At 44.3% G+C, this 13,289-nt stretch carries 10 protein-coding genes and 1 tRNA gene; 5 read left to right on the plus strand and 6 right to left on the minus strand.

The features are described 5' to 3' along the window. Positions 1-30: 30 nt before the first annotated feature. From RQM65_RS03040 to RQM65_RS03050, 3 genes are all read right to left on the minus strand, one after another. Positions 31-1,038 (minus strand): 3-oxoacyl-ACP synthase III family protein, encoded by a 1,008-nt coding sequence (locus RQM65_RS03040; protein WP_314012660.1) that lies wholly within the window; start codon positions 1,036-1,038, stop codon positions 31-33. Between the two features lie 79 nt (positions 1,039-1,117). Then, on the minus strand, positions 1,118-2,431 hold the full coding sequence (locus RQM65_RS03045; RefSeq protein WP_314012662.1) for an ABC1 kinase family protein: 1,314 nt from the start codon (positions 2,429-2,431) through the stop codon (positions 1,118-1,120). Positions 2,432-2,576: 145 nt separating this feature from the next. Further along, the gene (locus tag RQM65_RS03050; protein ID WP_314012664.1) at positions 2,577-3,239 is read right to left on the minus strand and encodes a TetR family transcriptional regulator C-terminal domain-containing protein; all 663 of its coding nucleotides are present in this window, start codon (positions 3,237-3,239) and stop codon (positions 2,577-2,579) included. Positions 3,240-3,880: 641 nt separating this feature from the next. Here RQM65_RS03050 and htpG point away from each other — a divergent pair. Continuing rightward, the gene (htpG, locus tag RQM65_RS03055) at positions 3,881-5,770 is read left to right on the plus strand and encodes a molecular chaperone HtpG (RefSeq protein ID WP_314012666.1); all 1,890 of its coding nucleotides are present in this window, start codon (positions 3,881-3,883) and stop codon (positions 5,768-5,770) included. 125 nt (positions 5,771-5,895) lie between these two features. On the opposite strand, the gene RQM65_RS03060 is transcribed toward htpG, so the two are convergent. Next, on the minus strand, positions 5,896-6,834 hold the full coding sequence (locus RQM65_RS03060) for a calcium/sodium antiporter (RefSeq protein WP_314012668.1): 939 nt from the start codon (positions 6,832-6,834) through the stop codon (positions 5,896-5,898). A 147-nt stretch (positions 6,835-6,981) separates the two neighbouring features. Between RQM65_RS03060 and RQM65_RS03065 the strand changes: the two genes are divergently transcribed. Continuing rightward, positions 6,982-7,134: an SsrA-binding protein gene (locus RQM65_RS03065; protein WP_314012670.1), complete on the plus strand. Its 153-nt coding sequence runs from the start codon at positions 6,982-6,984 to the stop codon at positions 7,132-7,134. Positions 7,135-7,220: 86 nt separating this feature from the next. Here RQM65_RS03065 and RQM65_RS03070 read toward each other — a convergent pair whose 3' ends face one another. Beyond that, entirely contained in the window at positions 7,221-7,736 is a 516-nt protein-coding gene (locus tag RQM65_RS03070; protein WP_314012671.1) for an adenine phosphoribosyltransferase, read from the minus strand. A gap of 75 nt (positions 7,737-7,811) precedes the next feature. On the opposite strand from RQM65_RS03070, the gene RQM65_RS03075 reads away from it, so the two are divergent. Next, positions 7,812-7,885, plus strand: a tRNA-Arg gene (locus RQM65_RS03075). Positions 7,886-8,150: 265 nt separating this feature from the next. Here RQM65_RS03075 and RQM65_RS03080 read toward each other — a convergent pair. Then, the gene (locus tag RQM65_RS03080; protein WP_314012672.1) at positions 8,151-8,525 is read right to left on the minus strand and encodes a hypothetical protein; all 375 of its coding nucleotides are present in this window, start codon (positions 8,523-8,525) and stop codon (positions 8,151-8,153) included. A 59-nt stretch (positions 8,526-8,584) separates the two neighbouring features. On the opposite strand from RQM65_RS03080, the gene xerA reads away from it, so the two are divergent. Both xerA and RQM65_RS03090 read left to right on the plus strand, forming a co-directional pair. After that, a complete protein-coding gene (gene xerA / locus RQM65_RS03085) occupies positions 8,585-9,712 on the plus strand; it encodes a site-specific tyrosine recombinase/integron integrase (protein ID WP_314012673.1) in 1,128 nt (375 codons plus the stop codon). A 1,487-nt stretch (positions 9,713-11,199) separates the two neighbouring features. Continuing rightward, positions 11,200-13,131 carry a hypothetical protein gene (locus RQM65_RS03090; protein ID WP_314012674.1) on the plus strand — a complete coding sequence of 644 codons (1,932 nt, stop codon included), beginning with the start codon at positions 11,200-11,202 and terminating at the stop codon, positions 13,129-13,131. Positions 13,132-13,289: the final 158 nt, after the last annotated feature.

The following is a 13,289-nucleotide window of genomic DNA, read 5'->3' on the forward strand; positions in this document are numbered from 1 at the left end:
AATGGCTGGCAAGGCTAGACGGTCACGTCCTTACCAACGTATAACTGCGCTCCCCCAGGTAAATCCGCTACCGAAAGCGGCCAAGACCACTAGGTCGCCCTCCTTAATCCTGTCCGCTTCCCAGGCTTCGGTCAGGGCGATGGGGATGGATGCGGCGGTCGTGTTCCCGTATTTCATGATGTTATTAAAGACCTGATCATCCTTTAACTCGAATTTCTTTTGGATAAACTGGGAAATTCGCAGATTGGCCTGATGCGGTACCAAAAGGTCGATATCGGATTTGGAGAGTCCGTTTGCCTTCAAGCCTTCTACGATCACCTCACTGAAACGTACGACCGCATTCTTAAAAACGAACTGGCCGTTCATATGTGGATAGTAGGATTCATCATCGGGGTCATTGTCCTCGAGAATATCGGTCACCCAACGTTCGCCCATGCCCGGAGCCGTGAGCGCAAGCTCTTCGGCGTGCTGCCCTTCGGAATGCAAATGGGTCGATAATATGCCTTTTGAGCTGCCCTCTTCACGACTTACGACGGCAGCGCCCGCCCCGTCACCAAAAATGACGGATACGCCCCTGCCCCGGGTCGTCATGTCCAAACCGTGGGAATGCAGTTCGGAGCCTATGACCAGAATATTCTTGTACATGCCGCTTTTAATGTACTGGTCGGCCACCGAAAGCGCATATATAAAGCCGGAACATTGATTTCTCACGTCAAGGGCACCAACAGTCTTGATGCCGAGGTCGCGCTGGACCAGGACCCCCGGACCGGGGAAATAGTAATCGGGACTCAAGGTAGCGAAGACAATGAAGTCGATGTCATCTTTGTCGATACCCGCCCGTTCGATTGCAATCTTGGCGGCCTTGACGCCCATGCTGGTCGTGGTGTCTTCCCCTTTAATCACGTGCCGCCGCTCCTTGATTCCGGTACGCTCTTGAATCCACTCGTCATTGGTATCCATCATTTGCGCCAAATCGTCGTTGGTCACAGTATTGTCGGGTACAAAATATCCAAGTCCCGTTAATTTTGAACTGTACATGGTTTCGATTATTTAGGATGAAGACAGGCCCAAACTTTTATCGCAGCCTTCTTGACAGGAACAATATTAAGAAACGAATCTATTCGGAGAGAAATTTTTGGTAACTATTTACGTCCACTGTGGCTTTTAGGTCGTGCAATAGGTTGTAAAGTCCGAAAAAAGTCCGGTTCATATATAAAAAATGTTTGGAACCACGATTTCCGTTCATTTTTCGGATTTGGCTGTTCTTGGCGTAACGTTCACTCAAATCGGCAATCCTATTCCAAAAATCATCCGCGCCAAAATCAAAGCGCTCTTCGTTGAACGGCGAGGTGAACAAGGTCAGCATTTCCTTGAAAAGCGCTTTAAAGAATTTGAGCTCTTCTGGAGTATCGGTCTCGGTAAGAATCTCCAATTCGTACATTTTTTCGGTAAAAATGGCATCGTTCTCAATGCTCTCTTTCTTCGCCAGTTCAAAATACGGAACGTAGAAACTATCAGGTACTACCTTTATGCACCCAAAATCGATAGCGATCAAGGTTTCATTATCGCTGACCAAAAAGTTGCCGGGGTGGGGATCAGCATGCACTTTTCGCAACCCGTGAATCTGATACATGTAAAAATCCCAAAGAGTTTGACCTAGGGAATTACCGAGTTCTTGGGAAAAGTCCGTTTTTGCAAAGTCACTGAGATGCTGCCCGTACATCCAATCCATCGTAATAATACGCTCGCTGGACAGTTCCTTATAGTATTTCGGAAATTCCAAATTGGGAATAATCCCACACTTTTCGGTAATCTCTTCGCTCTGTTCAAGCTCGAGGATGTAATTGGTCTCCTCGATAAGCTTATTCTCGATTTCCTTAAAATATTTGTCCGAGTCTTTCCCTTGAAGGTTAAACATTCTGATGGCTATCGGCTTGACCAGCGCCAAGTCACTACTTATACTTTCGGCGACCCCGGGATATTGGATCTTCACGGCCAACTCTTTCCCGTCTTTGGTCGCCTTATGTACTTGTCCGATACTCGCGGCGTTGATGGAGTCGCTTTCGAAAGTATCGAAGAGGTCTTCGGGGTACTGATCAAGATATTTTTTAAATGTCTTGCGCACCAAGGGAGCGGAAAGTGGAGGCACCGAAAATTGGGAGAGCGAAAATTTTTCCACATAGGCCCTCGGCAAAAGATTTTTTTCCATGCTCAACATCTGGGCTACCTTTAAGGCACTGCCCTTAAGACTTTTGAGCCCATCGTAGATATCTCCGGCATTGTCCTCATCGAGTTCGGTGCGGTTCAAATCGGGGTTGACCAAACGCTTGCCGTAATATTTCAGATAGTTACCACCGATCTTGGCACCGGTCTTCACCAGTTTGCCGGCGCGTTCAATTTTTCCGGTCGGTATGTTGTCAAGGGTCTTCATAGGGTCGTACTATCATTAGCGTTGTTCGTAATCTGGGATGAGAAGATGGGTCAGCGTTCAGTACATCTATTTGCATCCCCACTTCCTAATATCGGTTTTCTTCGCTCTAATCTTTGCTCTCCGTGCTCTCCCCATCTACCGTTTCTCAGGCAAAGGTCTCCTTGTACAAAAACTTTCCAAGATCGATCACATTCTCAAGGGGCGTATTATCGAACACGTCGAACACTGTGTTAATGGATTTCTCGATAACCATATCGGTTTTTTCAAAGCCGGGCGAACCGTCCTTCATCCAAAATTTGAGCACGAAAAGGAACTGCAGCCATGCCCCTTCCGAGAAAAGGGTGGGACTATGTTGAGTAATTTTCGAGTTTTTTTCCGCATTTCCCTCATCGATCAGATCGGTGGCAAAACCCTTGATATGATTTCTAAGACCTTTTAATTGCCGCATATTTTTTAACCCTCCGTTGTTCTCTTGCAGCGCAAAAAGCACATAGCTCCGATTCAGGGTCATCATCTCAAAGAAGGTAAAGAAAAATGTGAGCATTTTATCCTTATTGGTAAAACCCTCGTACTCTTTGTTTTTGAGCAACAAGCTTTCCGTATTCGTATAGAACTTGTTCCAGATTTCTTTTTGGATACCTTCAATCGAGCCGAAGAACCGATAAAAATCCGCTTCCTCAATGCTGTTCTTTTTACAGAGCTTGTAGATGGATTTGGGCACCGTTTCATGCTCGAGCACATAATCCATATACAAGGCTATTATCTCATCTTCAGTAATCTTTTTCGCCTTGGTTCTTGTTTTCGCCATCTCGTTTTTTTTAGTATGTTGGATCTGATTTTTCAATGTTGAACCAGCATCATTTAAAAGTAGATATTTTCGCCTTCGATTCGTGTTAAGGGCTTACCAATTAATATGCGATTCTCGCCCATGGCAATTGTAAAGACTTTCTGCAAAACGAAAGGAGACCCTATTATTCTTACGGATCTTCAACCTCCTCGGCCTGCCAACAAAAACGTGCCCCCGTTGAAAAGGACACGTTTTCACAACCTAACCAATAAATAATCAAAACATGATTATGTGAAAAAAATCTTTTTCATAGCATTCTTCCCATAATCGATTCAAATATAATAAAAATGTTTAATTAATTATAATATTCTTTAAACAAATAAATGTTAAAATTGATTTTACAAGCTGATTTTAGTTCAAATTCCTTTTGTATGGTCCGAGAAACAGTATGATAGCGATACTGGGGCTTAAATCAATATGTCAGTTTGTCACTATCATCAGGTGTGGTATTTTTTTTGACCCATTGCATTGAATCGAGTAAAATACCGCGCAAACCAGGTTTTTTTGCAACACGCGTTTTCCATCGGTATTTAACCATTCACAAAAGTCCTGCCGAAGTGCAGGACAGAGGAAGAGTACTATAATAAATAAAACACAATTTTATGGCAACAGGTAAGATTAACGTTTCAGTGGAAAATATTTTTCCGCTGATCAAGAAGTTTTTATACAGCGACCACGAGATTTTTCTGAGGGAGTTGATTTCCAACGCGACCGACGCAACGCTAAAACTGAAGCACCTCGCCGCTATCGGAGAAGCGAAGGTGGATTACGGCCATCCCATCATAGAGGTCAAGGTCGATAAAGAAGGGAAAAAATTACATATCATCGACCAGGGTATAGGTATGACCGAGGAAGAGGTCAAGAAATACATCAACGATATTGCTTTCTCCGGGGCAGAGGAGTTTTTGAACAAGTATGAGGACGGTGCAAAGGACTCGGGGATTATCGGACATTTCGGCCTCGGATTCTATTCCGCCTTTATGGTCGCCGAGAAGGTCGAGATATTGACCAAAAGCTACAAGAAGGATGCCGAGCCGGTACATTGGAGCTGTGACGGGTCGCCTAATTTCACCTTGACCGAAGGAAAGAAAGAGGACCATGGTACGGAAATCATTCTCCATATCGCGGAAGATTCTACCGAGTTCTTGGAGGATAACCGCATCAGCGAACTGCTTAAAAAGTACAATAAGTTTATGCCGATCCCCATCAAGTTCGGCACCAAAACGGAAACGCTTCCCAAACCGGAAGACGCTAAGGAAGATGATCCCGCCCCTACCCAGGAAGTCGATAATATTATTAACAATCCCGACCCGGCGTGGACCAAACAGCCCACCGAACTGGAGGAAAAGGACTATAAGGAGTTCTACCGCGAGCTGTATCCCATGCAGTTCGAGGAGCCTTTGTTCCACATTCATTTGAACGTGGACTATCCGTTCAATTTAACGGGAATACTGTATTTCCCAAAGTTGACCAATGACCTCAACATCCAGAAAGACAAGATTCAACTCTATCAGAACCAGGTCTTTGTGACCGACAATGTCGAGGGCATCGTTCCCGAATTCCTGACCATGCTGCGCGGGGTCATCGATTCCCCTGACATCCCATTGAACGTATCTCGGTCTTATTTACAAGCCGATGGGGCGGTCAAGAAGATAGCATCCTATATCACCCGAAAGGTGGCGGACAAATTGAATTCCCTCTTCAAAGACAACCGGGAGGATTTCGAGAAGAAGTGGAACGACATCAAGATCGTTATCGAATACGGGATGCTCTCCGAGGATAAATTTTACGACAAGGCGGAAAAATTTGCGCTTTATCCGACCGTAGATGGTGACTATTTCACCTTCGAAGAGTTGCAGGAAAAAGTAAAGGACAAGCAAACGGATAAGGACGATAAGCTTGTTATTCTCTATGCATCCGACAAGGAAGCACAGCACAGTTATATTCAAGCGGCCAAGGCCAAAGGCTACGAAGTGTTGCTCCTCGATTCGCCGATTATCGGCCACCTGATGCAAAAGATGGAAACCTCGAAAGATAAGGTTTCTTTCGCCCGCGTCGACGCCGATCAAGTGGACAACCTCATCAAAAAAGAAGATACGGCCATCAGTAAACTCTCCGACGAGGAAAAAGAAAAGTTGAAATCCAACCTCGAAGAGGTCATCGAGAACAAGGGCTACACCGTACAGCTTGAGGCGATGGACAGTGATGCTTCACCCTTTATTATCACCGAACCCGAGTTTATGCGCCGTATGAAGGAAATGCAACAGACCGGGGGTGGCGGCATTATGGGGATGGGCAATATGCCCGAAATGTACAATCTGGTCGTTAATACCAATCACGAACTGGTCGGGGAGATCCTGAACACCAAGACCGCCAAAAAACGCCAGCGTCTCATTAACCAGTCCATCGACCTTGCCCGGCTTTCGAAAGGCTTGCTGAAAGGCGAGGAACTGACGAATTTTATCAATCGAAGTTACGAGATGGTGAAGTGATCTTAGACGTTAGACGCTAGACGTTAGAATGTAAGAAAAATCCGCTTCCAAAATTTGAAGCGGATTTTTTTATGGAATTTCTAGCAGGTCGGACAAAGCAATAGCCAAGTTCGGGTATTCTATTGTCATCCAATGGTGAGGTACACAAAAACCGCGTAGCTGGATACCAGCACCAGGCCATCGCGCCAGTTGAGCCGGAGGCCTTTCGGAAAAAATACCAGAGGCAGGATCAAGAACGAGATACCGAGCATCCAAAAGATATCGCTGGTCAACAACCTTTGATCTATCACGCGAATGGGTGTTATGATGGAAGTGATGCCTAGAACGGCCAGGAGGTTGAAGATGTTCGATCCGATCAAGTTGCCCAAAGAAATCGCTTTTTCCTTTTTGAGGACCGCGATAATCGAGGCCGCCAGTTCGGGGATGCTGGTGCCTATAGAGACTACCGTTACCCCGATTACCCGTTCACTGACCCCGAAAACGGTCGCCATGCCTACCGCACCGTCGATAAGCAATTCCGAACCGCCCCAAAGCGCCGTGCCCCCGACACCTAGAAGCAGCATCGTCTTCCATAACGGCAGAAATTGATCATCTCCGGGCATCTCATCGACAACTGCCGGTTTTTGGAACCGCAGCAGATAGATCAAGAACAAAAAGAGCGCGACTACCATAATGATGCCCTCGTATTGCACCAATGTTCCGTCGAAAAATATGAATATGAAGAACAGGAGTGACGCCAGCATCATGACCGGCCAATCCGTCGTATAAAAACTTCGGTTCACCTCGATGCTTCCCAACAGTGTGGTAACACCCAAGACCAGACCCAAATTGGCTATGTTGGAGCCGACCACGTTGCCCAAGGCTAAATCCGGAAAACCCTGTAAAGCGGATTTGATGCTCACAATAAGCTCAGGCGCTGAGGTGGCGAGGGAAACCACGGTCATGCCAATAACAATTTTAGGAATGCTCAGTCGCATCGAAAGCGCTACCGCAGATTTTAAAAGCCAGTTACCTCCTGTAATCAAAAGCACTAGTCCGAGGCCTATATAAAGAAAGTTTTGCATTAAAAAGATTGTGGAAGCCTCCGCAAATATAGGTGAAGATTTTTGTTCTTTGTCAGTGTCTGTTCGAGGAAGAGAATATGCGGACATGAAATTCGATGTGCCAATGCACTCCATTTAGGTTCGCTATATTTGTATAAATTCAATGGGATGAAAAAAGCTTTCTTTCGATTCTTGGCCAAAATCAATAAAACCCTTCTTCCCTCCTACTCCAAAAGAAATCTGGATTTAGCAAAAGCATCGAAATTTCAGATGGCCATTATCGGATGGAGGTATTACGTAACAAAGAACGCGTTGGGCTAAAGGCAATTGTACTTCTCTTTGACACGGAAACGAACCAAAAGCGCCAAACCAGACCATGCAGGGCCAATCTCTCCACATCCATTGCCTTATCGATAGCGCATTAAGGTCCGAATTTCGTATCCATTGAGCTTCTCCTCACCGTTCAATAATTCCAGCACCATCAAAAAATTACATTGTACGACCTCGCCCCCTAAACGTTCTACGAGTTCACAGGTCGCCTTGGCCGTGCCGCCGGTAGCCAACACATCGTCGTGAACCAAAACCCGGTCTCCCGCTTGGATAGCATCTTTATGTATTTCCAAAGTATCCGTGCCATATTCAAGGCCATAAGTGATACTGATTTTGTCCGCGGGCAGTTTCGCTGGTTTGCGTACGGGCACAAAGCCGGCCTTCAATTTTAGCGCCAACAGGGAGGCGAAGAAAAATCCGCGACTCTCCATGCCGACCACCTTATCGATCTTTTGGTTCCCTACGAGCTCCATTAGCGCATTTGCAGCCTCCTCCATAGCAATGGGACTGTTCAGAAGTGGGGTAATATCCTTAAAAACGATTCCTTTGGACGGAAAGTCAGGGATTTCGCGGATGTATTGTTTTAAGTTCATTTAAACGGCTCGGTTATTTTGCGGTAAATGTAAAAAGAAATATATTTGCAGCCCCATTAAACTAGGGGCCACTAGGGTCCTGTGGCGCAACTGGATAGCGCATCTGACTACGAATCAGAAGGTTACAGGTTCGAATCCTGTCAGGATCACGACACTCGACAGACCACGTCCCTTTTTCGGGGGCGTGGTCCTTTTTTTGCAAAGCCCTCGAGCCAAATCTTGAAAGGTCGCAACGGAACAAAGAACCAAAGGCGGTAGCCCGTGGTCTGCCATTTGCAACCTTGAGGCCAAAAGGAAAACCGAAGGTAATCCTTTCAAGATTGCGACACTCGACAGACCACGTCCCTTTTTACGGGGCGTGGCCGCACTGTCTTTTCGGGCATTGTACAAGTCTAAATACTTCCCCCACCTCAATTATTTCATATACTCCTGCCATTGCACGATGACATATTTATACTTGCCGTCGCGTTGTACGGAAAGAAACCCGTAATCATAACAGAAAAGATAGACATCGCCCTTCTTCGTCTTCCAATAATGGGTGAAAAAATTCGGGTTGAACCCCAGGGCGATCAATTCGGACTTTCTTATGGTCGTATACCCTGACCTGTTATACCGCTTCAGCAGTTTTCGGTTTATTTTCAATTGTCTATCCACACTTAGGAAGAACTTCTCGTTCTCTCGGCGGTTCTCGTATTGGTTTATCGATTTGCACTTTGTCGAACAGAACAATTTGTCAGAGCGCCCCGCTACCGAAGACCCACATACGGGGCATATTTTGGAATTGGCCATAACAGTATATTATACGTATAAGATACCATTAAATTCCATAAACCTAGCTAATATTGACCATGACCACATTAAAATCCATTACCCTATATCACTTGATGATTAACGACTGCAAAATGATCGGTATCAAGTTCTCGCCCGATAGTCTTATTCAAAGTTTGATAAAAGGGTTGCCGAATGTTAAATGGAGCAAGAAGCATAATATGGCCTATATACCCAATACCAAGGGGAATCTAGGAATTGTATTCAACACCTTCAAGGGCCATGTTTGGATAAATTATAATCGGTTTCTGACCAACAGGCCCGTCAAGGCCGGCAGTCAAAGGTCCGACGTAGCGTGGTTCAGAAAAAGAAAACCGGTGCCCGGACATAGACAATGCCCCGAGGAATATCTTCTTAAGCTTGAACTGAAAAGATATTCAGACAGCACCGTGAAGACCTATGTTTCCTTTTTCGAGATGTTCATCAACCATTACCGTGACAAGGATCTTCTCGCGATAAATGAAAGTGACGTACGAAAATATCTTCAACATCTCATAAAAAGAAGTGTGTCCCGTTCCTACCTGAACCAGGCCATAAATGCAATAAAATTTTACTATGAGGTAGTGATGGGGATGCCAAATCGATTTTATGAGATAGAACGGCCAAGAAAGGAATCGAAATTGCCAAAAGTAATCTCAAAAAAAGAGATTTTGTCCATAATAGGGCACACCAACAATATAAAGCACCGTTGTATCATCGAACTTTTGTACGGTTCGGGCCTGCGCCGAAGCGAACTCGTGAACCTGAAGCTGGGTGATATCGACAGTGAAAGAATGCTGGTGCGTGTCGAGAATTCCAAGGGCGGCAAAGATAGGCAGACCCTTCTCTCCAAGACCGCTCTGCTCAATTTGAGAACGTACTATCGTGAATGGCAACCGAAACACTATCTGTTCGAAGGACAAAAGGGTCAAAAATATAGCGGTGAAAGTGTCCTGAAGGTCGTCAAAAATGCAGCTAAAAAGGCCGGTATACGTATCAGGGTCACTCCACACGTGCTGCGCCACAGTTTTGCCACCCATCTTTTGGAATCGGGGGTCGACCTGAGGCGGATACAGGTACTGCTCGGCCACGGTTCGAGCAAAACAACGGAAATATACACCCATGTGGCAACAAATACTTTCGAGAACATAAAAAATCCTTTAGATTAGTGGTGTGGACATAAAAGAAATATAAGTACCGGTACGGATATACAATTGTTGGCAACAATTTCAAATTCCGTAGGGACACACTTCAACGAGGTGTGCGGGAAAAGGGAGGGATACGTTTTTTTGTTGCCCGTACAGGGCCCGACATTGGAGGGTTCTGTGCAAGTAGTCCGGCTTACAGCGTTGAGAGCTCGCTATCAAAACGTTGTCACGTTATGGACTACTTGGTAAAGGACGGTGAAATTTTGGACAAAGTCAAGTTTACCGGCATTTATGGCAAAAAAAAACGTGCGGGTCGGTCCCTGCGGCCACGTTCCTTGCCATTTACAAAAAACATGGCCTTGGGCCGGCACGTTGAAGTATGGACCCGATATGTTCGGAATCCGAAACGGTCCCGGTCACTTTTATCCTTAATTTTGGCGAAAGCCCAAAGATTAAAATAAAAACCGTTGCCAACAGGTATTATAGGCAATGGCCCTGAGCACCTTTATGAAAAGGGGCCACTACCTATACACCAGGCGTTGGCAACAATTTCAGGTTCCGTAAGGACGTTCCGTCCCGAGGTGTGCGGGAAAAAGGGGCCGGGGGATACGTTTTTTTGTTGCCCGTACAGGGCCCGACATTGGAGGGGACTGTGCAAGTAGTCCGGCTTACAGCGTTGAGAGCTCGCTATCAAAACGTTGTCACGTTGGGACTACTTGGTAAAGGACGGTGAAATTTTGAACAAAGTCAAGTTTATCGGCATTTATGGCAAAAAAAAACGTGCGGGTCGGTCCCTGCGGCCACGTTCCTTGCTATTACAAAGAACATGGCCTTGGGCGGTCCCGGGACGAAACGGGGCCGTTTATGTCCGGCACCTGAAACTATAAATGGTTTTCCGTAAGAATCAATCGGGGACGGGGACCAAGCACCGGAGAAAACCTTTGCTAACAGGTATTATAGGCAATGGCCCAGAGCAAGGTTATGGATAGGGGCCACTACCTATACACAGACGTTGGCAACAATTTCAAATTCCGTAGGGACACACTTCAACGAGGTGTGCGGGAAAAGGGAGGGATACGTTTTTTTGTTGCCCGTACAGGGCCCGACATTGGAGGGTTCTGTGCAAGTAGTCCGGCTTACAGCGTTGAGAGCTCGCTATCAAAACGTTGTCACGTTATGGACTACTTGGTAAAGGACGGTGAAATTTTGGACAAAGTCAAGTTTACCGGCATTTATGGCAAAAAAAAACGTGCGGGTCGGTCCCTGCGGCCACGTTCCTTGCCATTTACAAAAAACATGGCCTTGGGCCGGCACGTTGAAGTATGGACCCGATATGTTCGGAATCCGAAACGGTCCCGGTCACTTTTATCCTTAATTTTGGCGAAAGCCCAAAGATTAAAATAAAAACCGTTGCCAACAGGTATTATAGGCAATGGCCCTGAGCACCTTTATGAAAAGGGGCCACTACCTATACACCAGGCGTTGGGCGTCATTGAAACAACAACCAAATGAATAGAACAATACTAAGTCTTGCAATAATTAAAACCCATTGGGATAAGAATAAGGCGGACTACATTGACAATTTCATTCCATTAACAGCCAACCTCTTAAAAGAGAACCAATATAGTGAGGTTGACTTTAACCAGTTTCAAAAAGACTTTCAAGAAAGATATGGCCTGCATATTCCCATCAATGCATTGGTAACAATTTTCAATAGAGCCAAAACCAAGGGACTGGTTTATCGGGAGCACGGTAAAATCTATGTTAAAAAAGAAAATTTACCCGACCATGATTTAGCAATTGCTTCAAAGGATATTGAACGAAAATTTAACCGATTAACTGATACAATTCAAAAATATGCCAAAGACCAACTTGAGACTGACCTCCATAATACTGAGATTGAAGAAGGGCTCTTAAGTTTTTTGAAGGAACATGACTTGGACATCTTATTTGCCGCAAAAGACAAATCTGTGCTCCCTGACGTAAAGCCAAAAAATAAAATAAAATATGTCATTAGTAAGTTTTCCATTCATGCGTATGAAAGTAATCCTCAGATCTTTCAATTTCTATTGGATGTATCCATCGGTCATGCTCTCTCCGGTGCAATTCTCTATTCAGAATTCAATTCCTTTTCTGGGAAATTAAAAGATCTGAATATTTATTTAGACACTCCGATAATCTTGAATCTACTTGGGTTTAACGGAGAATTCAAACAGCAATCTGTTCAGGAATTAATTAACATTCTCGTAGAAGAAAAAGCCAATGTATTTATTCTTGATACTACTCGTGGGGAAGTTGATTCAATTTTATCAGATTGCCACAGGTGGTTAGAAAAGGGAATATACGACCTTGAAAAAGCTTCAAGAGTTTTAAGATATTGCCATAGAAATGGAATAAGTGCAAGTGACTTAGAGCAAACAATGGTAGGTCTTGACAGGTTACTATCCGATAATCAAATTACTTCTACTCGCGTACCTTCTTATGATGAAAAGGAGTTCGTAATTGATGAAGAAAAGCTATCAGATACAATATTTAAAACCTACGGTTCAATTATCGACAATTTTGATTCGGTCCTTGCCGAACAAAAAGGTACAATACAACGAGATGTCAAGGTTCTTTCGGGAATTTATAGGTTCAGAAAAGGACACAATCCAAAGTCTATTAAGGACAGTAAGGCTCTTTTCATAACTTCAAATACTGCGTTAGCTTTTGCAAGTAAACGATTCGAATCGCTTCAGAATGGTTCAAGTTTTACAATCCCAAGTTGCTTAACAGATGTTTTCCTGGGCACGGTAATTTGGTTACAATCACCGCAAAGAGTTGAAACAATAAACTCAAAAAAATTCATGGCCGAATGTTATTCGGCAATTCAACCAAGTGATAAGTTAATCAAGAAGTATTTGGCTGAAATTGAAAAACTAAAATCTAACAACAAAATCAGCAATGACGATTATTACCTATTAAGATCTCATAGGGTTTCAATAAATCTCTTGGAGACTAAAACAATGGGAGACCCTGATGCAATTGATGCAAGTTCGACAGAAGAGATACTTGATGGTATAATTCAGTCCATTAAAGAAAAGGAAGCTAAGAAATTATCTGATGAAATTGAAACCCATAAGCAGACAAAGAAAAAACTTGAGACGCAAGAGGAAAGGGTAAAGACTATCGAGACATCCTTAGAACGGAAATCACTGAGGGTAGCAAGGCTAATTTGGAAGATCTTATTTGGCTTTACCTCATTAATAGTTGCATTTTGCCTGTTTGCAAACTTATTCCCCGATTATTTCAACATTAAGGGAGGAATGAAAGTATTTTTATGGGTTTTAATTGGACTTATGACTCTCTTGAACCTTTTGACAGGATTCAATTTTATGGGTTTAAAGAAGGTGATCATAGGGAAAATTCAGACAAGAGTGCTGAAATGGTTGAAAGAATAGAAAACAACGAACGCCCAACAAAGGCTATAGGCAATGGCGGCTGACACAGTAAAAATGAACATTCAAATACATAACGAACATTCCGTTTCGGTCGACAGTGACGAACTTCAAAACCGCCACTGCCCATAGCCGAGACCGTTACCGAACATATCGCCGAA

This window comes from Pricia mediterranea (genome assembly GCF_032248455.1).
Classification (GTDB): domain Bacteria; phylum Bacteroidota; class Bacteroidia; order Flavobacteriales; family Flavobacteriaceae; genus Pricia; species Pricia mediterranea.